This window comes from Pacificimonas sp. ICDLI1SI03 (assembly GCF_054740865.1).
In genome coordinates, this window is sequence record NZ_JBSQAU010000002.1 from 653,637 (window position 1) to 673,694 (window position 20,058).

Genomic DNA, 20,058 nt, shown 5'->3' on the forward strand with positions numbered 1-20,058 from the left:
CAGCCCCCTAGAAGTCGAAGAACAGGTCCACCCCGAATGTACGCGGCTCGCCGAAATATGCGGCGGGAACGCCAAGGCTGAAATGAGCCAGATAATAGACTTCATCGGTCAGGTTGCGTCCCCAGAGCGCCGCACGAACGCCATTGAGGCCCGGTATTTCCGAAAGAGACAGGCGCGCGCCGAGCAGGCCGTAATTGTCGATGATCAGTTCGCCGCGATTGACCGTGCTGCTCGCAAACTGCTCATCCCGCCAGGAATAAGTTAGGTCTGCACGCAGATCGCCGATCGGCGTGGGCGGCAGCGTATAGCTGATGTTGCCGCTGAAGCTGTGCGCCGGGCTATTGATGAAGCGAAACCCCGACGAGACATCGACGCCGGCCGCATCGATGATCTCAACATATTCGGGGTCGAGATAGGCATAGCTGAGGCTCGCCTCCAGTCCGGCCCCGGGCGCCAGCGTCAGGTCGGCCTCGACCCCCTTGATCCTGGCCTTGCCCGCATTCAGCACGTCGGTCACGGTCGGGTCGTTGGCGACCGACTGAACATTGACCTGAATATCAGTATAATCCGAATAGAATGCGGCAAGGTTGAACCGCGCGCGCCGATCCCAGAATTCCGATTTCAATCCGATTTCATACGCGGTGAGCGTCTCTTCATCGAAACCGTCGGAAAAGCGCGCAAGCGAGCTGGCGCGAGTGTTGAATCCACCTGTTTTATATCCAGCGGCGATCTTGCCGTAGAGATTTACGTCATCCGTCACATCGTAGGCAGCGATAAATGTGGGGCTTAGATTTGAAAAACTCTCATCCCCGTCTGCCGAAACGCCGTCCTCGCTCAGAAAGGCATAACGATCATCCTGTGACCAGCGCAGTCCCAGCGTCAGGTGAAGACGTTCGTCGAGGATTGGCGGCGTGTACGTGCCCTGGGCAAAAAGCGCGTAGGAGCTATTGTCAGTCTCCTGCAGCTGATCTTCCAGATTATCGACATTTTCCGCCTGCTCTTCGAAATAATAGGCGCCGACGACATATTCGAACGCGGGACCGAAATCCCCAAGAATTTGAAGTTCTTGGCTGAACTGCTCTTGGTTTACGTCGTCCGCCGTGACGAAGAGAGGGAATGGTCCGAGGACACCCGCCAGATAATTCTGGTTCTGGAATGTCTCCAGATCACGGAATGAAGTGATGGACTTGAAGGTGGTCGAGGGGTTGATGCTCCACTCTGCTAGCAGCGTGTGGCCATCGGCCCGCACCTTGTTCCGCTGAAGACCGGAAACGAATTCGCTTCCTTCCTCAGGAAGGGGGGCAGTTTCCGGATAAAGGGGAACACGGCCGATGAATCCCGGCGTGTCGTCCAGCTCTGAGTGGTCATAGGAATAACGCAGGCTGAGGTCGGGCGTCGGCTCCCACAAAAGGTCCGCCCGCCAACCCTGCCGATCGCGATCACCGAAACGCTCTACTCCCGTGCCGACATTATCGATGAAGCCGTCCTGCTCGACCTTCAGATAGGTGAGACGCGCTGCCGCGGTCTGCCCGAGGGGAATATTGACCGATGTCTTCAGGCGGAGGAGATCGCGGCTGCCCAATGTGACCTGCTGGCGAACGCCAAGCTCTTCCAGTTCTGGTGCCACGGTAATGAAATTCACCGCGCCGCCAGTGGCGTTGCGACCGTAAAGCGTGCCCTGCGGCCCGCGCAGAACCTCGATACGGGCAATATCGGCGAGATCGTTGGCGAGGCCCTGCGAACGGCCGAGATAGACCCCGTCCAGATAGGTCGCGACACTCGGGTCTTGTGTGATCTGATCCTCGTTCAGACCCACGCCGCGAATGAAAATCTGCGCGGTCCCGGTACTGTTCGGATGTGGCGTGACCTCCAGCGCGGGTGCGAAATTGTCCAGGTCCGTGATGTCATAGAGACCCTTCGCCTCAATATCGTCTTCATCGAAGGCAAGAACGGAAACCTCGGCATCCTGAAGCGATTCTTCGCGCCGCTGGGCGGTCACCACGATTTCCGTCAGCCCCTCCGTTCCGGGTGAGGCGGTGGATGTTACCGGCTGCGCCTGCGCCATGGCGGGGGAAGCGGCGACTATGGCCGTCCCGGCCGAACACAGGAGCAAACTTACTGATGTGAGTGTGAAATTCGTCGAGCGCATTAGCGTCCCCCTCAAGATGTCGAAGGGATCTCCCGTCCCCTGCTGATTCTAATTCTACCTACATGACGGTAGTTTTCAAGTTTTTTGTTTTGCTATAGTGGCTCGTGACGGCGCGATGATCGAAAGGATGGCCAATGGGTGTGGCAGATGCAGAACGGCCTCCGGCACGGCAGGAACGCGGGGAGGCCACGCGCCGGTCGATCCTGGCGGCGGCGGAAACCCTGTTTGCCGAGGTGGGTTTTGCGAGTGCGCGTCTGGAGGATGTCGCCCTTGCGGTCGGCATCCGCCGCCCGTCCATCGTCTATTATTTTCCCAGCAAGCAGGTGCTGTACGACGAAGTCGAGGCGAGCATCTTCTCGGCGCTCCACGAAGCCACAATTGACAGGGTGGCGCCTGCCGACGACCCGCTCGCGCAGCTATTGGCGCTCTTTGATTGCTGGCTCGATTTCATGGTCGACCGGCCGACGGCAGCGCGCATCATTCAACGGAATGTCGCCGATATCGCACCCCGCGCCCAAGACCCGGTTGAGTTTTCCGAGACGACACTGCTGGATATCGAGAGGATCGTGAGCGAGGGAATTGCGGCAGGGCAATTCCGTGCGATCCCGCCGGTGCATTTGCTCAACACTGTCGGCAGCAGCATTCTCTACTACGTCTGCAACGCCAACCAGTTTGGCGCGTCGCGCCGCTATGATTGCGCCGATCCAAAAGAACTGTCGGACTTTCGCGACCTGCTTCGTGCGTTGACCCTTGCCGCTGTTCGCCGTTGATCCTGAGCGGAGGGCGGCCCTGCCCCCGCGCCAGTCTATGCGGTCGGCGCCTGCTGTGCGCCGCGCACCAGTTTCCCCGGGCGGGCATTGGTTGGCTGGTCATGCTCAGCGATCACCTCGCCGGACACGATGGTATAGTCATATCCCGTTGCGCGCTGATCCAGTCTGCGCCCTCCGGCGGGTAGGTCATGGCGGATTTCCGGCTTGTGAAGTTGCATCCGCTCAAGATCGATGACGTTCAGGTCGCCCTTTAACCCTACGGAAATCAAACCCCGGTCGAGCAGCCCCACAGCATGGGCAGGATCGCGGGCCAGCATCTTGACGGCACGTTCGATCGGCACTTGCTCACCCTGCCGATCCCGCGCCCAATAGGAGAGCATGAAGGTGGGATAGCTGGCGTCGCAAATCACACCATAATGCGCGCCGCCGTCGCCAAGTCCCAGAATGGCATTGGGATGGTCCATCATCGTCTTGACGACATCCAGCCTGTTGTCGTGGAAATTGCCAAGCGCGATATAGAGCATGGCCCTGCCGTCATCCTCCAGCAGCATGTCATAGGCGATTTCCTGGGGCGTAATGCCCGCTGCCTTCGCACGCGCGGCCACGCTTTCGTCTGCCGAGGGTTCATATTCCGGCGGGTCGCGCAGCGGAAAAATCCAGTCCCAGTTCCGGGCCATTGCACCTAAGGGGTGGCCGTCCACCGGCGCCTCTCCGATGATCGCCGCGCGCGTGGCGGGATCGCGCATCGCAGCCACTTTTTGGTCGAGCGGGAGCCCATCGAGCGGGCGAAAGCTGGGGCAAAAGCTGAACGGATTCGTGGAAAGAGCCAGTCCGGCGATCATGCCGATGGGCCGCGGGAAAACCTGAGCCGTCAGCGGCTGCCCACTTGCCTGCGCCTGGTCCAGAATGTCCATGACCGGCAGCCACATGGGCGGCCCGGAATTCGGTGCGGCAAGGGTAAACGTCGCGGGTCTACCGGACTTCTCGATGATGGCCTGAATACCTTTCAGTTCCTCGACCCAGCTATGGTTGGGAACATCGAGCACTGCCTGCATGACGCCGCCACCGGCATCGGCCATTCCCATCGCAATCTCCTCTAGTTCCGCCTGTGAAGAGTCGAAGCTGGGAATGGCATCGCCGGCTGCGGTCCGATGGAAAAAGGTACGCGACGTCGCGAAGCCCAGCGCGCCGGCCTCTATCGCTTCCCTCGCGATCATCCGCATTCGCGACAGATCGTCGGGAGTCGCCGCCTCCCGCCGCGCCCCGCGGTCGCCCATCACATAAACGCGCAGCGGACTGTGCGGCAGATAGACCGCCATGTCGATGTCGCGACTGCGACCGTCGAGCGCATCGAGGAATTCGGGAAATGTCTCCCAGTCCCACTTCAGCCCCTCTGCCATCACGACACCGGGAATGTCCTCGACACCCTCCATCACGTTGATCAGCAGATCGTGATCCTGCGGGCGGCAGGGGGCGAAGCCCACGCCACAATTGCCCGTGACCACCGTGGTCACGCCATGGGCAGACGAAGGGTTCAGCCGGTCGGACCAGATCGCCTGTCCGTCATAATGCGTGTGAACGTCGACGAAGCCGGGGGTCACCAGCCGTCGGGCGGCATCGATTTCGCGTGTGCCGGTCCCTTCCACAACGCCAATGGCGGCAATACGACCGGCCAGGATTGCGACGTCGCCAATGAAGGGCCGCTCGCCGCTGCCGTCCACGATCGTTCCGCCACGCAGCACCAAGTCGAACTCGGACAATGCTCTCTCTCCCCTGACACGCGGGCTCTAGGGTCCGCTGATATGTGAAGGATAGGCGCCGCCGCTGTTGACTGCAAATATCCCAAAATTGCTGGGGGGCACCGGGCGCGAGGTCATTAGCGGGGGCAATTTCCCCCGGCCTGGATATCGCTGCCTGATTGAAAGATGGCTCACGGCAGTTCAGGCGAGCCAAAGACATCCATGTGGTGCGGTCGAGAAGACTCGAACTTCCACGGGCTTTCGCCCACAACGACCTCAACGTTGCGCGTCTACCAATTCCGCCACGACCGCACGCGTGATGGCGGATGGCGCCGAAGGCCATCCGAAGCGCCGCCACTTAGCAGCCATGCCGCTACCCCGCAAGCATGGTGCGTGCGAAATTACGAAAGCGGCAAATCCTTGATTTATAGGCATAAATCAAAACCGCAGGTGCGCGGTCACTGGGCGGCAGGTCGGGGCAGGGCATTTGCCCCTGCTGTCAACCGCCCAGTGGGTGTCGATCAGGCAGCTTCTGCCTGATCCTCTATCTGCGCTGTCTTGGCGACCTTTGCCGCGGCAGCGGCCTTTTTCACCAGGACGCCGACGATCTTTTCCTGTGCCTCGTCCTCGTTCGTGCCTTCGAGCGCGGCGAGTTCGCGGGCGAGACGGCCGATGGCAGCCTCGAAGATTTGCCGTTCGGAATAGGATTGTTCCGGCTGATCCTCCGCACGGTGCAGGTCGCGCACAACCTCGGCGATGGACACGAGGTCGCCCGAATTGATCTTCGCCTCATATTCCTGCGCGCGCCGCGACCACATGGTACGCTTCACCTTGGGCTTGCCCTTCAGCGTGGTCATGGCATCGGCGAGCGTCGCCTGGCTGGACAATTTGCGCATGCCGACGGTTTCCGCCTTCAGCGTGGGAACGCGAAGGGTCATTTTCTCCTTTTCGAACCGCAGAACGTAGAGTTCCAGCGCTTCGCCTGCGATTTCCGTCCTTTGTATTTCCATGACACGGCCCACGCCGTGTTTTGGATAGACGACGAAATCGCCAGAGGAAAAGTTGAGAGACGAGGATTTTTTAGCTGCCATGTTCACTCCTGTCGCAGGGCCGAATCTGCGCCGGCGTCCCGAACAGGGGGCGCCAATGGCAGGGGCTCACATGCGAGATGCCTGCTCTGATTGTCACAATGTCTCGACTGCCGCGCAGGCTGCGGCAGAGGGGACCATATATCTGAGTTACGTACGGGAAGCCCCGATTGTGTCAGGATTATAACATAAATTTGCGCCGCGCGCTACTATGCCGCCAATGATGCGTCGTCGCAGGCCGTCGCTTTATCGCGGTGCCATGCGGATCGCACCGTCCAGGCGTACATCCTCGCCGTTGAAGTAGGAGTTGCGGCACATTTCCACTGCCAGGCTGGCATATTCCTGCGGATCGCCGAGGCGTTTCGGAAACGGGACCGAGGCGGCGAGCGCGTCGTTCACATGCTGGGGCATGCCCTGCATCAACGGCGTGTTGAAAATGCCGGGCAGGATCGTGTTGACGCGAATACCCTCCCCCATCAGGTCGCGCGCGATGGGCAGTGTCATGCCGACGACGCCGCCCTTCGATGCGGAATAGGCGGCCTGGCCCATCTGGCCGTCCTCTGCCGCCACTGACGCCGTATTGACGATCGCGCCGCGCTCGCCGTGTTCGCCCATCGGGTCGAGCGTCATCATGCCGGCGGCGGACTTCGCGATGCAGCGGAACGTGCCGATCAGGTTGATCTGGATGATGGTATTGAACGCATCGAGCGGGAAATGCTTGATCGCGCCGTCCGTCTTTGACCGGCTGGCCGTCTTGATGCCGTTCGCCGTACCGGCGCAGTTTACGAGGATACGTTCCTGGCCATTGGCCGCGCGCGCCTGCTCAAAGCCCGCATCGACGCTGTCGTCAGAGGTTACGTTGACATTGCAGAAGGTGAAGCCGTGTTCGGACGCGGCGGCCTGCCCGGTTTCTTCGTTCATGTCGAAAATGGCGACCTTCACGCCGTTCTGGGCGAGCAGTGTGGCCGTGGCGAGGCCAAGGCCCGATGCCCCACCAGTGACAACGGCGGACAAACCTTCCAGCTTCATAATCTTCTCCTGCAATTCGGTCTGGCGCGACCATTAGACGGAGGCGCCGCATTGCGCCCCTTCGACATTTCAATAGGCGCGTTCGTCCTAGAGGTCTGGCGGGGGCCGGCAACCCAAACCGGACACCGGCGAACCGGACGGAAACATACACACAGCGCGCATGCGCGCGCCCGTGCGCGAGGAATCATTATATAATTTCGAGATACGGTTTGTCTCATGGCGAATCCTATTGTGCAAGTGCGATCCGCACATCGCGGAGCTGTTCAGCCCTGCGGGGCAATCGCAATGCTGGACAAATCGGTGTCGCGATCCACGAGAATTCCAGCCTGTTTGCGTTCGGAATAGCGGTCGACCAACTGTCCCGCGTGCGGACGCAGCAGGACGGTGAAGCGCACCAGTTCCTCCATCACATCGACGATCCGGTCATAATAGCTGGACGGTGCCATGCGGCCATCCTCGTCAAATTCCTTATAGGCCATCGCAACGGAGGACTGGTTGGGGATGGTGAACATCCGCATCCAGCGACCGAGCAGGCGCAACGTGTTGACGGCGTTGAACGACTGCGACCCGCCAGACACCTGCATGACGGCCAGCGTGCGCCCCTGCGTCGGGCGCATGCCGCGCATTTCCAACGGCAAATGGTCGATCTGGGTCTTCATGATGCCGGTTATCTGGCCATGGCGTTCGGGGCTGCACCAGACCTGCCCCTCCGACCACATGGAAAGATCGCGCAGTTCATGAACGGCGGGATGATCGTCACCGGCGACCTGATCGGGCAGGGGTAGGGTGGAGGGGTCGAATATCCGCGTCTCCGCCCCGAACAGCTGCAACAGGCGGGCGGCCTCCTCTACCGCAAGGCGGGAAAAGGACCGCTCCCTCAGCGAGCCATACAGCAACAGGATGCGCGGGGGGTGCTGGTCCGATCCCAGGTCCAGCGCCGGTCGCCGGTGCACGAAAGCGGGGTCGAGCGCCGGCAGATGGGCCGGATCGGGAAGGTCGCGGAGAGGCATGAAGGGCGTCCAGTGCAGATCGAATAATGTACGTCAGGCGGTTCGAGGCCCCAGCAGGATGACGCTGGCGCCGATCAGGCACAGGGCAGCGCCGGCCACGTCCCAGCGATCGGGGCGCACCCCCTCCACGCTCCACAGCCACAGCAGCGACGCGCAGATATAAACCCCACCATAGGCGGCGTAGGCGCGGCCCGCCGCAGCGCTGTCCACGCGCGCCAGCAGCCAGGCGAAGAGGATGAGGGAGGCGATTCCGGGGATCAGCCAGAGGACCGACTTCCCAAGACGCAGCCACGCCCAGAAGGCGAAACAGCCGGCGATTTCGGCAAGTGCCGCGCCAATGTAGAGAAGCGCCGTCATCCGAGCGATATCCTGAGGGCAAGCGCTGCCAGCGTCGTGAGGAGAACGGGGATCGTCAACGTCACCCCCACCTTGAAATAATAGCCCCAGCCAATTCGTATCCCCTTTTCGCGGAGAACGTGGAGCCACAACAGGGTAGCGAGCGATCCGATCGGTGTCATTTTCGGGCCGAGGTCGCAGCCGATGACATTGGCATAGATCATCGCGTCCCTGACCGCGCCCGTGGCATGCGCGCCCTCAATGGAAAGTGCGCCCACCAGAACGGTCGGCAAATTGTTCATGACCGAGGAAAGGATGGCAGAGATGAAGCCCGTTCCCAAGGCCGCGCCCCATACCCCGCCCCGGGCAGTGAGGTCGAGAAGGACGGCCAATTGGTCCGTCATTCCCGCATTTCGCAGGCCATAGACGACCAGATACATGCCGAGCGAAAACAGCACGATCTGCCACGGTGCGCCGCGCAGCACCCTGGCCGGTTGCACGACATGGCCGCGCGAAGCGATGATCAGCAACAGGATGGCGCCGACCGCGGCAACCGCGCTGACCGGGACGCCGACAGGTTCCAGTAGGAAAAAGCCCGCAAGCAGCAAGCCGAGGACGACCCAGCCGGCGCGGAAGGTGGCGATGTCCTTGATTGCCTCCCGCGGAGCGGGAAGCCGTCCGGCATCATAGGCCCCCGGAATGTCGCGCCGGAAAAGCAGCATCAACATGCCCAGCGTGGCGACAATGGAGACCAGATCGACCGGCACCATAACCAATGCATATTCGCCGAAGCCGATATCGAAGAAATCGGCGGACACGATATTGACCAAATTGGAAACGACGAGCGGCAGGCTGGCGGTGTCGGCGATGAAGCCGGCGGCCATGACAAAGGCCAGCGTCCCCTTCTGATCATAGCCCAGCGCCCGCAGCATGGCGATGACGATGGGCGTCAGAATGAGGGCGGCACCGTCATTGGCGAACAGGGCCGAGACGGCGGCGCCCAGGAGAACGACCAACACGAACAGGGCGCGCCCATTGCCGCGCCCCCAGCGGGCGACATGCAGGGCGGCCCATTCGAAGAATCCCGCCTTGTCCAGAACAAGGCTGATCACGATGATCGCGATGAACGCGCCCGTTGCATTCCAGACGATATCCCACACCACGGGGATGTCGGACAGGGAAACAACATCCAGAAGCAACGCCAGGCCGGCGCCGCCAAGTGCGCTCCATCCGATGCCCAGACCGCGAGGCTGCCATATGACGAGCGTGATCGTGGCAATGAAGATCGCGAGCGCGAGCAGCATCAGGCGACGCGCTGGCCAGAATCATCCACGACCAGCTCGCCGTCCTCCTTCGTAAAGGCGCCGAGCTGGCCCGTGGGCAGCAGGTCCAGCACAGCCTCTGACGGGCGGCAAAGCGCCACGCCGAGAGGGGATACGACAAGAGGGCGATTGATCAGGATCGGGTGCGCCATCATGGCGTCGACCAAGGCATCGTCGGACAGGGAGGCGTCATCGAGGCCCAGTTCGGCATAGGGTGTCCCCTTTTCCCGCAGCAGGTGGCGGGGCGAGATCTCTGCACGGGCCATCAAGTCAACCAGCAGGGCGCGCGCGGGCGGCGTTTTCAGATATTCGACGACATGGGGCTCGATCCCTGCATTGCGGATCAGTGCCAGCGTATTGCGGGACGTGCCGCATTCCGGGTTGTGATAGATAACGATATCGACGGCCATGATGCATCCTTATCAACAGGAGGGGGCGAGTTCGGCGAGAAGGGGCGCGCACAGATCCGGCGATCCGGCGCAGCAATCCTTTACGAGAAACAGGGTGAGCGCGCGCAGCCCGTCAATGTCGGCGCGATAGACGATGGAGCGGCTGTGGCGCTCGGACAGTACCAGACCGGCACGGGCAAGGATGCCGAGGTGCGACGACATGGTGTTCTGCGGCACGTCGAGCTGGCGCGCGATTTCCCCTGCGGCCAGGCCATCCGGTTCGTGGCGCACAAGCAAACGGAATGTATCGAGGCGAGTCGCCTGCGCCAGCGCCGCGAGGGCGGAAATGGCCGATTCGGTTTCCATATATCCAGCATAACGGATATGTGATGTGAGGCGAGGTCTTTGTGGAGGCGAGGCTTGTGTGCAGGTGAGGCTTTTGTGGAGGCGGGGCGGGCCAGGGACGTCAGGTGGCAATTGCCCCGGCGCGGTGGTGCCTGTTTGCCGCGATCTACCTGCGGCGGCTTAGGCCCAGCCCTCCAGAACCTGATCGGGTGGGCGGTGGCCGTCGGACCAGGCGCGGATATTGGTGATGACCTTCTCGCCCATTTGCTGTCGTCCCTCGAACGTGGCGGAGCCCATGTGCGGCAGCAGGGTGACGCTATCCAGCGCCTTCAGCGCGTCGGGCACGTTCGGTTCGTCGGCGAATACATCCAGGCCTGCGCCTGCCAGCTTGCCCGAAGCTAGAGCGGCGGCGAGGGCCGCTTCGTCGACAATCTCTCCGCGCGCGGTGTTGATCAGATAGACATGTTCCCGCAGCCGCGCGAGCCGCGTCGCATCGAACAGGCCATCCGTTTCCGGCGTCAGCGGACAATGGATGGAAACAATGTCGACTTCAGGAAGCATGGCGTCGAGGTCGTCCCACCAGGTCGCGCCAAGCTGGCCCTCCACCGTATCGGGAAGGCGGTGGCGATTGTGGTAATGCACCTTCATGCCAAAGGTTCGTGCCCTCAGCGCGACGGCACGCCCGATGCGGCCCATGCCGACGATGCCCAGCGACTTTCCACCGATACGCGTGCCGCGCAGCGACGTGGGCGCCCAGCCGCTCCAGGAGCCATCGCGCAGGCTTGCCTCGCCCACGCGCATGCGGCGGACGGTCGCAAGCAGCAGGGCCATGGTCATGTCGGCGGTATCGTCGGTCAAAACGCCCGGCGTATTGGTGACGGGAATGCCGCGGGCGTGCGCGGCGGCCAGGTCGATATGATCGACGCCGACGCCAAAATTCGCAATCAGCTTCACCCGGTCGCCCGCCGCGGCGATCAGGTCTGCATCGATCTCGTCCGTCACGGTGGGGACAAATACGTCGCAATCGTGCAGGCCGGCGACCATTTCTTCTCGCGATAGAGGGGTGTCTTGGTCGCGCAGTACCGCCTCGAACAGCTCGTTCATGCGGGATTCCGTCGCATCCGGCAGGCGGCGTGTAACGAACAGTTTGGGGCGGGCGGGACGCTGTGCTGGCATGGGGAACGGGTACGTCGCAGCCTGCCGCCGGTCAAGCGCACGGCTTTCCCCCTTGCGGGCACTCGCACAGAAATCCACAATGCGCGGCATGCTGAAATATTCGCTGGCCGCTTTGCTGCTCCTCTCGCTGTTGCCCGTCGACCCCGCCCCTGCCTTTGGCCAGTCGGTGGAGGCCGAACGGGGACGATCCGGGCTGCCCATCCCGCGTTTTGTATCGCTGGGAACAAATGAGGCGCGCATGCGCGCCGGGCCGGGCCGCGACTATCCGGCGAAATGGATGTACGTGCGCGAAGGGCTGCCGCTGGAGGTGGTCGACGAATGGGGTATCCACCGAAAGGTTCGCGATCCGGATGGCCAGGAAGGCTGGATGGACAAGGCGCTGCTGTCAGGTGCGCGCACCGGCATGATCGTCGGCAAGGTCACGACGGCGCGGGCGCGACCCGAGCTGGATGCGCCGCCGGTCTGGCGGGCGGAGCCGGGGGTGATCGTCAGGGTACAGTTGTGCGAATCAGGCTGGTGCCGGGTGCAGGTCGACGGGCGCGCGGGATTCGTCAAGAATCTGGACCTGTGGGGCGTCTATAAGGACGAGGAAATCAACTGACCGCGCTGTGCTGCCCCACGCCCGCGCGATCATTCGGCGCGGGGGTGGGCATTGCGATAAACGTCCAGCAGGTGCGCGGCGTCGACCTCTGTATAGACCTGCGTGGAGGACAGGCTGGCATGTCCCAGCAGTTCCTGAATGGCGCGCAGGTCCGCGCCGCGGGCGAGCAGGTGGGTAGCAAAGCTGTGCCGAAGGGCATGCGGCGTCGCCGTGTCCGGCAGGCCGAGAGCAATGCGCGCGCTTCGCATGTTCTTTCGCACCACCCCGGGCGAAAGCGCCCCGCCGCGCGTGCCGCGAAACAGGGGATCATGCGGCGACAGGGTGAAGGGGCAGGATTCGCGATAAAGGGCGATTGCGTCCGCCACCTGCGCCAGCAGCGGCACTTGCCGCACCTTTTGCCGTTTGCCGGTGATGCGGATTGTCTCGCCCCCCAGGGCGGCGGGGGTAAGTGACAGCGCCTCCGCGATACGCAGGCCGGCCCCGTAAAGCAGCATGAGAACCGCAGCATCCCGCTTCTGCGTCCAGGAGGCGTCGTCGGGTACGGCGGCAAGGTCCTTCGCCTCTGCTGGCGCCACGGGCCGCGGAACGCGCTGCTTCGCCTTGGGCGTCGAAAGGCCCGAAATGGCGGCGCACTGGATACCGCGCGCGCGTTTTGTCCAGCGAAAGAAGGAGCGCAGCGCCGCCACCTCTCGCGCGGCACTTCGATTGGAGAGCGCGTGCGCCCGCCGATGCGACAGATAGGCGCGCAGATCGGAAAGCTCGACACCTGCCAATGTAGACCCCGTCACCGGCGCCCCGAAATGCCCGGTCAGGAAGGACAGGAACCGCAACAGCGTTGCGCGATAGGCGCGCAGCGTGTGCGGTGAGCGCCGCTCGGCATGTTCCAGCGCGGCGCACCAGTCCACCACCAGTTCCTTTGCGCTTGTCGCTAATGCACCTGTGTCAGACATGAGGTGAGCTTGCGCGAAACAGCCGCCGCGAGAAAGTCCAATAAGCCGGAATCGTCCATGGCCGAGGGCGGTGAGGCGCGCAGCGAACCGAAGGCAAGAATGCCAAGACCCAGGGGGCGGGGCAGGGTGAGCGGCGCGACGCCAACCGTCTTTACGCCCTCGCCCGTATCGCCGAAAAGCTGTGTCGCCCCCTCGACCGCGCGCAGGTGGACGCCTTCTCCGCCCTGTGCCCAGGCGCGTACGCGGCGCGCGGGCAAACGCTGTATGCCCTCCGGTCCTGCGCGGAATGCCTCGTCATGCGCGACGAGGGCGAGGCCGACCATGTCGATATCGAGTTCCGACGGCCATTGCTGCGTTACGGTGCGGATAACGCCAGCGAGGTCGGGCGCGGATATGAGCGACAGGGATGCGGCCTGCGCCGCCTCCTGCACGCCGAGTGCGCCGGTCGCATATTCGTAAAGTGCCTGGTTCGTCTGGACCAAGGTGGCCGACCTGTCGGCGATGATGCGGCGGGCGTGGCTGTTGAAATCGATGATGTTCATGCGTCCCCTTCTGCCATGACAGATTTAAGGGCTTGCGAGCGAACAGGCTTACCGCTTGATTAAATGATATTAGCTGAGCGGACGGCAGACCGCGATGCGGTTCTTTGCCAGCAGCAGCATTTCGCCATCCTCCGTCAGGAAGGGAAAGAAAGGCCTGCTGTCGTTGAGGCAATCCAGCACGCGCTCGTCCAGGCTAAGGAAGATAAAGCCGGTCAGGTTGGTGCCGTCCTCCAAGACGAATTCGACCTCTTCCTTTTTCTTGGTGCGGATGGGCCGTTTGCGCAGCGTCTTTGGTGCGCCGACGCTTTCCGCGATTATGGTGGGCATTGTCATTTCGTCAAAAGCGTCGGCGGTGGCGACGCGGGCATCTTCGCTTTGGATATCCATTACAGGCATGCCTCCAAAAGGGGTTTTTCGAAACCGAAGGCCTTTGCCTTTTCGGTCGCGTGTGGCCGCAATCCGGAGGAGCGATATTCGCCGATGATGCGGCCATTATCGTCCTCGTCCAGATAGTGAAAACGGAACAATTCCTGCGTCACGATGACTGGCCCTTCCATGCCGCACACCTCTGTTATTGAGGTACAGCGGCGGGAGCCGTCGCGCAGGCGCTTCACCTGCACCACCACGTCGACGGAATCGGCGATCTGCCGCGTAATCGCTTCCTTGGGGATCTTGATATCGCTCATCAAAACCATGTTTTCCATGCGGCCGAGGCATTCACGCGGGCTGTTGGCGTGGATCGTACACATGGAACCGTCATGGCCGGTGTTCATGGCGGCGAGCAGGTCGAAGCATTCCTGCCCGCGAATTTCGCCCAGGATGACGCGGTCGGGGCGCATACGCAGGGAGTTGATGACAAGGTCGCGAATGGTGATCGCGCCCTTCCCCTCAAGGTTCGCTGGCCGCGTTTCCAGAGGCAGGACGTGCGGCTGCTGAAGCCGCAGCTCCGCAGCATCCTCGATCGTGATGACACGTTCGCCGGGATCGATCATTTTCGACAATGCGTTCAGCATGGTGGTCTTGCCCGACCCCGTGCCGCCCGAAATGATGATGTTGAAGCGGCTGGCCGCCATGACCTTCAACACGGTGCACATGGCATCGCTCATCGCGCCCCAGTCGCGCAGATTTTCCAGAGTGATCGGCTTTTCGGAAAATTTCCGGATGGAAATCGCCGTGCCCTTCAGGCTGAGCGGGGGAAGGATCACGTTGACGCGCGAGCCATCCTCCAGCCGCGCATCCGCCAGCGGTGTCGTCTGGTCGACGCGGCGTCCCACGCGGTTGACGATGCGCTGGGCAATCTGATGCAGATGTTCCTCGTCGCGGAAGGAAATGGGGGCGAGGGTCAGCTTGCCATCGCGCTCGACATAGGTCTGGTCCGGACCGTTGACCATGATGTCGGTCACCTTTGAATCGGCCAGCAACTCTTCCAGCGGGCCAAGGCCCAGCAATTCGTCGATCAGCACCTTCTCCAGCGCGATCTGTTCGCGCCGGTTGAGCGTCAATCTGAGTTCCGCCAGCACTTCGGTCGTGATCGGTGTGAATTCGTCCGACAATTCAGCCTTTGAAAGTGCTGCCGCCGCCTCTGGGTCGATGCGCTCCAGAAGGCGCGGCATGACCTGTTCCTTGATGCGGTAGATTGCCTGTTCGAAACCGCCCTGCGTGCTGCGCGCATTGTCGGCGGGCGCGCGGCCACGAGCCTCCAGCCGTTCCATCGCCTGATGGACGGGATTGACGGCCATATCTGTCTGCGGAACTGTGGCGGCGGGCGCAGGTTCAGGCACCGGCGCTTCTTCGAATTCCGGATCGTCCTCCGGCTCCATCTTCAGGGCGGCATTGCCATGACTGTGCATGGGGGCGGCCTGACCGAAATTGCCCTTGCGGCCTGCCCCTATGCCGGCGCCAATCGATCCCGACCTCTTGCCGAATCCGCTCATGCCCAATCCCCGTCAGCGACACGCCCCGTGCGTACCGGTGGAGATTTTGCCCCTAACGTGGCGAAGTTGCCGAAACCCTAATCAGGGGCGCCCCCCCATCAGATCGCACCGTCGCCAAAATGCCGGGTGATGTCCGGCCCGATGCGGAGCGGGCGCATGTTATTGCGGTCCAGCATTGCCCAGAAAGTGCGCGCCGCAACGCGAACCCTTGCATCCGCGCCCCTGACCTCAACGAAGCGGTCGAAGCGCGCGCCCTTTGGGCTGCCGACCCAGGTGGCCAGGGTCACGGTTTCCCCGGCGACGGTCGGGGCGCGATAGTCGATCTCGTGCCGGACGACGACCCACACATATTTCTCGGCGATTTCGGCAGGCGCCGCGCTGAACCAGTGCGCGGTGGCGACATCCTGGATCCAGCGAACGTAGACCGCATTGTTCACGTGGCCCAACTCGTCAATATCGACGGGTTCCGCGGTCCTTGTCATGGTGAAGGTGGCCATGCGACTAGGAACTGGCCGCGCCGGAGCGGAATTCTTCCTTCTCACCGCGGTTGAATGTCAGGAAAAACGCGATCTCCTCTGCCTTTTCACGCAAGGATTCGAAGCGCCCTGACTTGCCGCCATGGCCGGCGCCCATATTGGTTTTCAGCAACAGGATATTGTCGTCGGTTTTCACCTCGCGCAGCTTTGCGACCCATTTCGCAGGCTCCCAATAGGTCACGCGCGGGTCGTTGAGGCCGGCCGTCACCAGTAGGGGCGGATAATCCTGTGCCCTTACCTGATCATAGGGCGAATAGGACTGGATCAGGCGGAACGCCTCCGCATCCTCGATCGGATTTCCCCATTCCTGCCATTCGCCGGGCGTCAGCGGCAGATCGGCGTCCAGCATGGTGTTGAGCACGTCGACGAAGGGAACATGCGCTGCGACCGCGCCGAACAGTTCGGGCGCCTGGTTGATGACGGCGCCCATCAGCTCGCCCCCAGCGCTGCCGCCCGACGCGACGATCCTGCCCGCTGAACTGTAGCCCTCTTTCGCCAGAAAGCGCCCGACATCGACGAAATCGTTGAAGCTGTTGGTGCGCTCGTTCAGCTTGCCATCCAGATACCATTGATAGCCGAGATCGTCGCCGCCGCGGATGTGGGCTATGGCAAAGGCATAGCCCCGGTCCAGCAGGCTGAGGCGGCTGGCGGCGAAGCCCGGCGGGACCGCATAGCCATAGGCACCATAGGCATAAAGGTGCAGCGGACGACTGCCATCGCGCGGAAAATCATGACGATAGACGACGGATACGGGCACCAGCGTGCCATCGCGTGCCGGCGCCATCAACCGTTCGGTGCGGTATTGCGACGCGTCGTAACCGGAGGGGATTTCCTGGGTTTTGAGAGCGTCCAGCGTCCCGTCGGCAATGTCGTAATCATAGACGGTCGCGGGGGTGATCATGCTGTCATAGGACAGCCGCAACCTGTCGACATGATATTCCGGATTGTTGCCCAGACCGGCGTCATAGCTCGCCTCTGGAAAGGCGATGTGGCGTTCCTGCCCCTGATCATAGTCGCGCAAGCGAATCTGGCTGAGCCCGTCGATACGTTCCTCGATCACCAGCAGATTTTCGAAACTGGTGACGCTGCGAAGATAGTGCGCGTCCGATCCCGCGATCAGTTCAGTCCAGTTACCGGGGGCGGCGACGGGCGCGGTGACGATACGGAAATTCGTATGCGTGTCATTGACCCGGATGAACAGCGTGCCCCCGCGCTCGTCCAGATCATATTCGCGGCCTGCCTGCCGGGCGGAAACCAGCGCCGGTTCCGCCATCAGGTCGGTGGTCGGCAGCAGCCGGATCTCGCTGGTCGTGTTGGTGCCGGTCGAGAGGATCGCGAAGGCGCGGCTCTGGCTGCGGCCAAGCCCGACGCCGAATTCCTCGTCCTCTTCGCGGTAGACGATGCGGTCGGTGCTCTGCGCATCGCCCAGCCGGTGATGCCAGACCGTCTTGGAACGCCAGTTCTCGTCTGCGTCGGTATAAAGGAAAGACGCGGAATCGGTCGCCCAGACCAAGCCGTAGCGCCAATTTTCGATGATTTCGGGCAGATCCTCGCCGGTCACCAGATCGCGGACCCTGAGCGTGTAGCGTTCGGACCCATTGGTGTCGGTTGCATAGGCCATCAGGCGGCCATCCGGGCTGATGTCGAGGCCGCCGAGGCGGAAATATTCCTTGTCCTCTGCCAGTGCGGGTTCATCGAGGATGATCGCGGCGTCGCCACCGTCCGCCGGGCGTCGGTACCATTTGCGATATTGGCCGCCCTCCTCGAACGCCCACCAATATTCATAGTCGCCGTCCCGTTGCGGCACGGAGGAATCATCCTCCTTCACGCGCGCTTTCAGCTCTGCGAACAGTTCATCGACCAGGGGCTGGTGCGGCGCCATCACCGCCTCAAAATATTCGTTCTCGGCCTTCAGATAGGCGAGCACATCCGCATCCTCGACGCTGGGGTAGCGCGGATCTTTCAGCCAGAAATAGGGATCCTCGACGGTAATGCCGTGAGCAGTGAAGCTGTGCGGGCGCTGATCCGCGACGGGCGGGGTGGGTGTGCTGGTCATAGTGCAGCCTTGCCGATGTCACGGCGCCAGAAGCCATCCTGCCACTCGATCCGGTCGATGGCGGCATAGGCCGTGTCCGCCGCCGCGCGCAGCGTAGGCGCCATCGCCGTGATGTTGAGGACGCGGCCGCCGCTTGCCGTCAATGCGCCGTCATCGCCGAGGGTCGTACCGGCATGGAAGATTTTGGCTCCGTCCGCCTCTGCCGCATCCAGCCCGGCAATGGTGCCGCCCTTCTTCGGCGTGCCGGGATACCCCTCTGCGGCCATCACGACGGTCATCGCATGATTGTCCGACCATTGCAGGGCGAAATGATCCAGCTGTCCCTCGGCGGTCGCCAGCAGCGCGGGCAGCAGGTCGGACTTCATCCGCATCATCAGCACCTGGCATTCCGGGTCGCCGAAGCGGGCATTATATTCGATCAGCTTTGGTCCGTCCGCGCCGATCATCAGGCCGGCATAAAGGACGCCGACAAAGGGCGATCCCTCCGCCGCCATGGCGCGGGCCGTCGGCTCGACGATTTCCGCCAGAACGCGGGCCTGCATCGCCTCGTCCAATATCGGGGCGGGCGAATAGGCGCCCATGCCGCCTGTATTGGGGCCGGTGTCGCCGTCGCCGACGCGCTTGTGATCCTGCGCGCCCGCAAGGGGAAGGACGGTCTTGCCATCGCAGAGCGCGAAGAAGCTGGCCTCCTCACCCGCCAGGAATTCCTCGATCACCAGTTCGGCGCCCGCCTCTCCGAAACGGCCGCCCAGCATGTCGTCGATGGCGGCGTCGGCATCGGCGCGGGTTTCGGCGATGACGACGCCCTTGCCTGCGGCGAGGCCGTCCGCCTTTATGACGTAGGGGGGCGTCAGCCGTTCCAGGAAATCCTTCGCCTCCGCTGCGGCGCGAAAACGGCCATAGGCGGCGGTCGGGATATCGTATTTGGAGCAAAGATCCTTCGTGAAGCCCTTCGACCCCTCCAGCCGTGCCGCGCTGGCGGACGGGCCGAAAACCTTTCGCCCCGTTTTGCGCAGCGTGTCGGCAAGCCCGTCGACGAGAGGCTGTTCCGGGCCAATGACCGTCAGGCCGATATCATGTTCTGCCACGAAGGCGAGAACGGCATCATGGTCGCCCGTATCCAGCGCCACGCAGCGCGCGCCCTCCGCCGCGATACCGGGATTGCCGGGCGCGGCATAAAGCGTGTCGAGAAGAGGCGATTGGGCGAGCTTCCAGGCCAGCGCATGTTCGCGCCCGCCGCCGCCGATCAAAAGAATGTTCATGCGCGGGGTTCTAGCTGCGTTCGCCGGGCGCGTCATCCCGGCGCAAGAAGGAGAGGGCGCGATGGCCCGTCAGGCGTTGGCCGCCCCTTGCGCATAGGGCGTCCAGCTGCCCTTTGGCTGAGCCAGCCGGTTGGCGGTGACCGCCAGAACCTCGTGATTCCAGGCAAGGCCGACATGGCTGGAGCGGACGCAGACCGATTCGTGCCGCTCGCCATTGCCGATATTGGCGCATTGCGGCGCAACGATGCCGTCACCGTCCGTATATATGCTGGTCAGCGGCACGGGCGGCAGTTCTTCAAGGTCGTTCGGCAAGGGCGGGCTGTTGACCCAATGGTCGTTCAGCCGTTCATACAGCCGCCAGGCGTGATTGCCGCGCATGTCGCCGATGCAGGGGGTGCCGGCCGTGACGACCAGACGGACGCAGTCGGGGCGGCGCTTGGCCACTTCGCGCGCATAAAGGCCACCGAGTGACCAGCCAACCAGGCTGACCGGGCCGCCGCTTCTCTCCGCGACGCGGATCAGGTGCGATCGCATTTCCGGCAGGGTGTCGCGGCGCAGGCCCAGATTCTGGCCCTGACCCCAGCCATGCACGTCATAGCCGAGCGTCGCCAGGCGGCGGCGCAGAAGGAAGGTGGTGGTGTCGGCCGCCAGAAAGCCCGGATAAACGATCACCGCATGGCCATCGCCACGCGGCAGGCTGGCGGTGCGGTTGTTCAGCAGGAACTGCGCGAACTCCCCGATCGCGCGGACTTCTTTCAGATATTGCGTCCGCGAGGGAGGAGCGATCTTTCGCTTGCGGACGATTTGCTGGGCAACAGTCATCA

20 protein-coding genes and 1 tRNA gene are annotated in these 20,058 nt (G+C 62.7%); 2 read left to right on the top strand and 19 right to left on the bottom strand.

Annotated elements, in window-relative coordinates; genetic code table 11:
* Positions 1–7: 7 nt before the first annotated feature.
* A complete protein-coding gene (locus ACSMXM_RS15115; protein ID WP_460317253.1) occupies positions 8–2,149 on the bottom strand; it encodes a TonB-dependent receptor in 2,142 nt (713 codons plus the stop codon).
* A gap of 134 nt (positions 2,150–2,283) precedes the next feature.
* Here ACSMXM_RS15115 and ACSMXM_RS15120 point away from each other — a divergent pair, with 134 nt between their 5' ends.
* Positions 2,284–2,919, top strand: coding sequence for a TetR/AcrR family transcriptional regulator (locus ACSMXM_RS15120; RefSeq protein WP_460317254.1), 636 nt, complete (start codon positions 2,284–2,286; stop codon positions 2,917–2,919).
* Between the two features lie 35 nt (positions 2,920–2,954).
* Here the strand turns inward: ACSMXM_RS15120 and ACSMXM_RS15125 are convergent, their stop codons facing one another.
* From ACSMXM_RS15125 to ACSMXM_RS15170, 10 genes are all read right to left on the bottom strand, one after another.
* A complete protein-coding gene (locus tag ACSMXM_RS15125; protein WP_460317255.1) occupies positions 2,955–4,679 on the bottom strand; it encodes an N-acyl-D-amino-acid deacylase family protein in 1,725 nt (574 codons plus the stop codon).
* Between the two features lie 204 nt (positions 4,680–4,883).
* A tRNA-Leu gene (locus tag ACSMXM_RS15130) sits at positions 4,884–4,970 on the bottom strand.
* Positions 4,971–5,179: 209 nt separating this feature from the next.
* Positions 5,180–5,749, bottom strand: a complete 570-nt coding sequence (locus ACSMXM_RS15135) for a CarD family transcriptional regulator (protein ID WP_460317256.1) — start codon at positions 5,747–5,749, stop codon at positions 5,180–5,182.
* A 243-nt stretch (positions 5,750–5,992) separates the two neighbouring features.
* Positions 5,993–6,775 carry an SDR family NAD(P)-dependent oxidoreductase gene (locus ACSMXM_RS15140; protein WP_460317257.1) on the bottom strand — a complete coding sequence of 261 codons (783 nt, stop codon included), beginning with the start codon at positions 6,773–6,775 and terminating at the stop codon, positions 5,993–5,995.
* A gap of 263 nt (positions 6,776–7,038) precedes the next feature.
* Positions 7,039–7,785 (bottom strand): arsenical resistance protein ArsH, encoded by a 747-nt coding sequence (gene arsH / locus ACSMXM_RS15145; protein WP_460317258.1) that lies wholly within the window; start codon positions 7,783–7,785, stop codon positions 7,039–7,041.
* A 33-nt stretch (positions 7,786–7,818) separates the two neighbouring features.
* On the bottom strand, positions 7,819–8,142 hold the full coding sequence (locus ACSMXM_RS15150; RefSeq protein ID WP_460317259.1) for a YnfA family protein: 324 nt from the start codon (positions 8,140–8,142) through the stop codon (positions 7,819–7,821).
* Entirely contained in the window at positions 8,139–9,425 is a 1,287-nt protein-coding gene (locus tag ACSMXM_RS15155; RefSeq protein ID WP_460317260.1) for an arsenic transporter, read from the bottom strand. Before ACSMXM_RS15155 ends, ACSMXM_RS15150 begins: the two co-directional genes overlap by 4 nt.
* Positions 9,425–9,853: an arsenate reductase (glutaredoxin) gene (arsC, locus tag ACSMXM_RS15160; RefSeq protein ID WP_460317261.1), complete on the bottom strand. Its 429-nt coding sequence runs from the start codon at positions 9,851–9,853 to the stop codon at positions 9,425–9,427. Before arsC ends, ACSMXM_RS15155 begins: the two co-directional genes overlap by 1 nt.
* A 12-nt stretch (positions 9,854–9,865) precedes the next feature.
* Positions 9,866–10,198: an ArsR/SmtB family transcription factor gene (locus ACSMXM_RS15165; protein ID WP_460317262.1), complete on the bottom strand. Its 333-nt coding sequence runs from the start codon at positions 10,196–10,198 to the stop codon at positions 9,866–9,868.
* Between the two features lie 159 nt (positions 10,199–10,357).
* Positions 10,358–11,353: a 2-hydroxyacid dehydrogenase gene (locus ACSMXM_RS15170; protein ID WP_460317621.1), complete on the bottom strand. Its 996-nt coding sequence runs from the start codon at positions 11,351–11,353 to the stop codon at positions 10,358–10,360.
* A 79-nt stretch (positions 11,354–11,432) separates the two neighbouring features.
* On the opposite strand from ACSMXM_RS15170, the gene ACSMXM_RS15175 reads away from it, so the two are divergent.
* A complete protein-coding gene (locus ACSMXM_RS15175; RefSeq protein WP_460317263.1) occupies positions 11,433–11,954 on the top strand; it encodes an SH3 domain-containing protein in 522 nt (173 codons plus the stop codon).
* Between the two features lie 29 nt (positions 11,955–11,983).
* On the opposite strand, the gene ACSMXM_RS15180 is transcribed toward ACSMXM_RS15175, so the two are convergent.
* From ACSMXM_RS15180 to ACSMXM_RS15215, 8 genes are all read right to left on the bottom strand, one after another.
* Positions 11,984–12,904, bottom strand: a complete 921-nt coding sequence (locus tag ACSMXM_RS15180) for a tyrosine recombinase XerC (protein ID WP_460317265.1) — start codon at positions 12,902–12,904, stop codon at positions 11,984–11,986.
* Entirely contained in the window at positions 12,883–13,446 is a 564-nt protein-coding gene (locus tag ACSMXM_RS15185; RefSeq protein ID WP_460317267.1) for a hypothetical protein, read from the bottom strand. Before ACSMXM_RS15185 ends, ACSMXM_RS15180 begins: the two co-directional genes overlap by 22 nt.
* Before the next feature lie 69 nt (positions 13,447–13,515).
* A complete protein-coding gene (locus ACSMXM_RS15190) occupies positions 13,516–13,833 on the bottom strand; it encodes a hypothetical protein (protein WP_460317269.1) in 318 nt (105 codons plus the stop codon).
* Positions 13,833–15,380 (bottom strand): CpaF family protein, encoded by a 1,548-nt coding sequence (locus tag ACSMXM_RS15195; protein WP_460317270.1) that lies wholly within the window; start codon positions 15,378–15,380, stop codon positions 13,833–13,835. The genes ACSMXM_RS15190 and ACSMXM_RS15195 overlap by 1 nt, the downstream gene beginning before the upstream one ends.
* Before the next feature lie 98 nt (positions 15,381–15,478).
* A complete protein-coding gene (locus tag ACSMXM_RS15200) occupies positions 15,479–15,862 on the bottom strand; it encodes an acyl-CoA thioesterase (RefSeq protein WP_460317271.1) in 384 nt (127 codons plus the stop codon).
* A gap of 19 nt (positions 15,863–15,881) precedes the next feature.
* Complete coding sequence (locus ACSMXM_RS15205; protein ID WP_460317272.1) at positions 15,882–17,972, bottom strand: S9 family peptidase; 2,091 nt, start codon at positions 17,970–17,972, stop codon at positions 15,882–15,884.
* Positions 17,969–19,234, bottom strand: a complete 1,266-nt coding sequence (gene purD / locus ACSMXM_RS15210) for a phosphoribosylamine--glycine ligase (RefSeq protein ID WP_460317273.1) — start codon at positions 19,232–19,234, stop codon at positions 17,969–17,971. The genes ACSMXM_RS15205 and purD overlap by 4 nt, the downstream gene beginning before the upstream one ends.
* A gap of 69 nt (positions 19,235–19,303) precedes the next feature.
* The gene (locus tag ACSMXM_RS15215; RefSeq protein WP_460317274.1) at positions 19,304–20,056 is read right to left on the bottom strand and encodes an esterase/lipase family protein; all 753 of its coding nucleotides are present in this window, start codon (positions 20,054–20,056) and stop codon (positions 19,304–19,306) included.
* Between the last annotated feature and the right edge of the window lie 2 nt (positions 20,057–20,058).

Coding starts and splice junctions, on each gene's coding strand:
- ACSMXM_RS15115 (WP_460317253.1), bottom strand. CDS start 2,149: ATGCGCTCGACGAATTTCACACTCACATCAGTAAGTTTGCTCCTGTGT.
- ACSMXM_RS15120 (WP_460317254.1), top strand. CDS start 2,284: ATGGGTGTGGCAGATGCAGAACGGCCTCCGGCACGGCAGGAACGCGGG.
- ACSMXM_RS15135 (WP_460317256.1), bottom strand. CDS start 5,749: ATGGCAGCTAAAAAATCCTCGTCTCTCAACTTTTCCTCTGGCGATTTC.
- ACSMXM_RS15140 (WP_460317257.1), bottom strand. CDS start 6,775: ATGAAGCTGGAAGGTTTGTCCGCCGTTGTCACTGGTGGGGCATCGGGC.
- arsH (WP_460317258.1), bottom strand. CDS start 7,785: ATGCCTCTCCGCGACCTTCCCGATCCGGCCCATCTGCCGGCGCTCGAC.
- ACSMXM_RS15150 (WP_460317259.1), bottom strand. CDS start 8,142: ATGACGGCGCTTCTCTACATTGGCGCGGCACTTGCCGAAATCGCCGGC.
- ACSMXM_RS15155 (WP_460317260.1), bottom strand. CDS start 9,425: ATGCTGCTCGCGCTCGCGATCTTCATTGCCACGATCACGCTCGTCATA.
- arsC (WP_460317261.1), bottom strand. CDS start 9,853: ATGGCCGTCGATATCGTTATCTATCACAACCCGGAATGCGGCACGTCC.
- ACSMXM_RS15165 (WP_460317262.1), bottom strand. CDS start 10,198: ATGGAAACCGAATCGGCCATTTCCGCCCTCGCGGCGCTGGCGCAGGCG.
- ACSMXM_RS15170 (WP_460317621.1), bottom strand. CDS start 11,353: ATGCCAGCACAGCGTCCCGCCCGCCCCAAACTGTTCGTTACACGCCGC.
- ACSMXM_RS15175 (WP_460317263.1), top strand. CDS start 11,433: ATGCGCGGCATGCTGAAATATTCGCTGGCCGCTTTGCTGCTCCTCTCG.
- ACSMXM_RS15180 (WP_460317265.1), bottom strand. CDS start 12,904: ATGTCTGACACAGGTGCATTAGCGACAAGCGCAAAGGAACTGGTGGTG.
- ACSMXM_RS15185 (WP_460317267.1), bottom strand. CDS start 13,446: ATGAACATCATCGATTTCAACAGCCACGCCCGCCGCATCATCGCCGAC.
- ACSMXM_RS15190 (WP_460317269.1), bottom strand. CDS start 13,833: ATGGATATCCAAAGCGAAGATGCCCGCGTCGCCACCGCCGACGCTTTT.
- ACSMXM_RS15195 (WP_460317270.1), bottom strand. CDS start 15,380: ATGAGCGGATTCGGCAAGAGGTCGGGATCGATTGGCGCCGGCATAGGG.
- ACSMXM_RS15200 (WP_460317271.1), bottom strand. CDS start 15,862: ATGACAAGGACCGCGGAACCCGTCGATATTGACGAGTTGGGCCACGTG.
- ACSMXM_RS15205 (WP_460317272.1), bottom strand. CDS start 17,972: ATGACCAGCACACCCACCCCGCCCGTCGCGGATCAGCGCCCGCACAGC.
- purD (WP_460317273.1), bottom strand. CDS start 19,234: ATGAACATTCTTTTGATCGGCGGCGGCGGGCGCGAACATGCGCTGGCC.
- ACSMXM_RS15215 (WP_460317274.1), bottom strand. CDS start 20,056: ATGACTGTTGCCCAGCAAATCGTCCGCAAGCGAAAGATCGCTCCTCCC.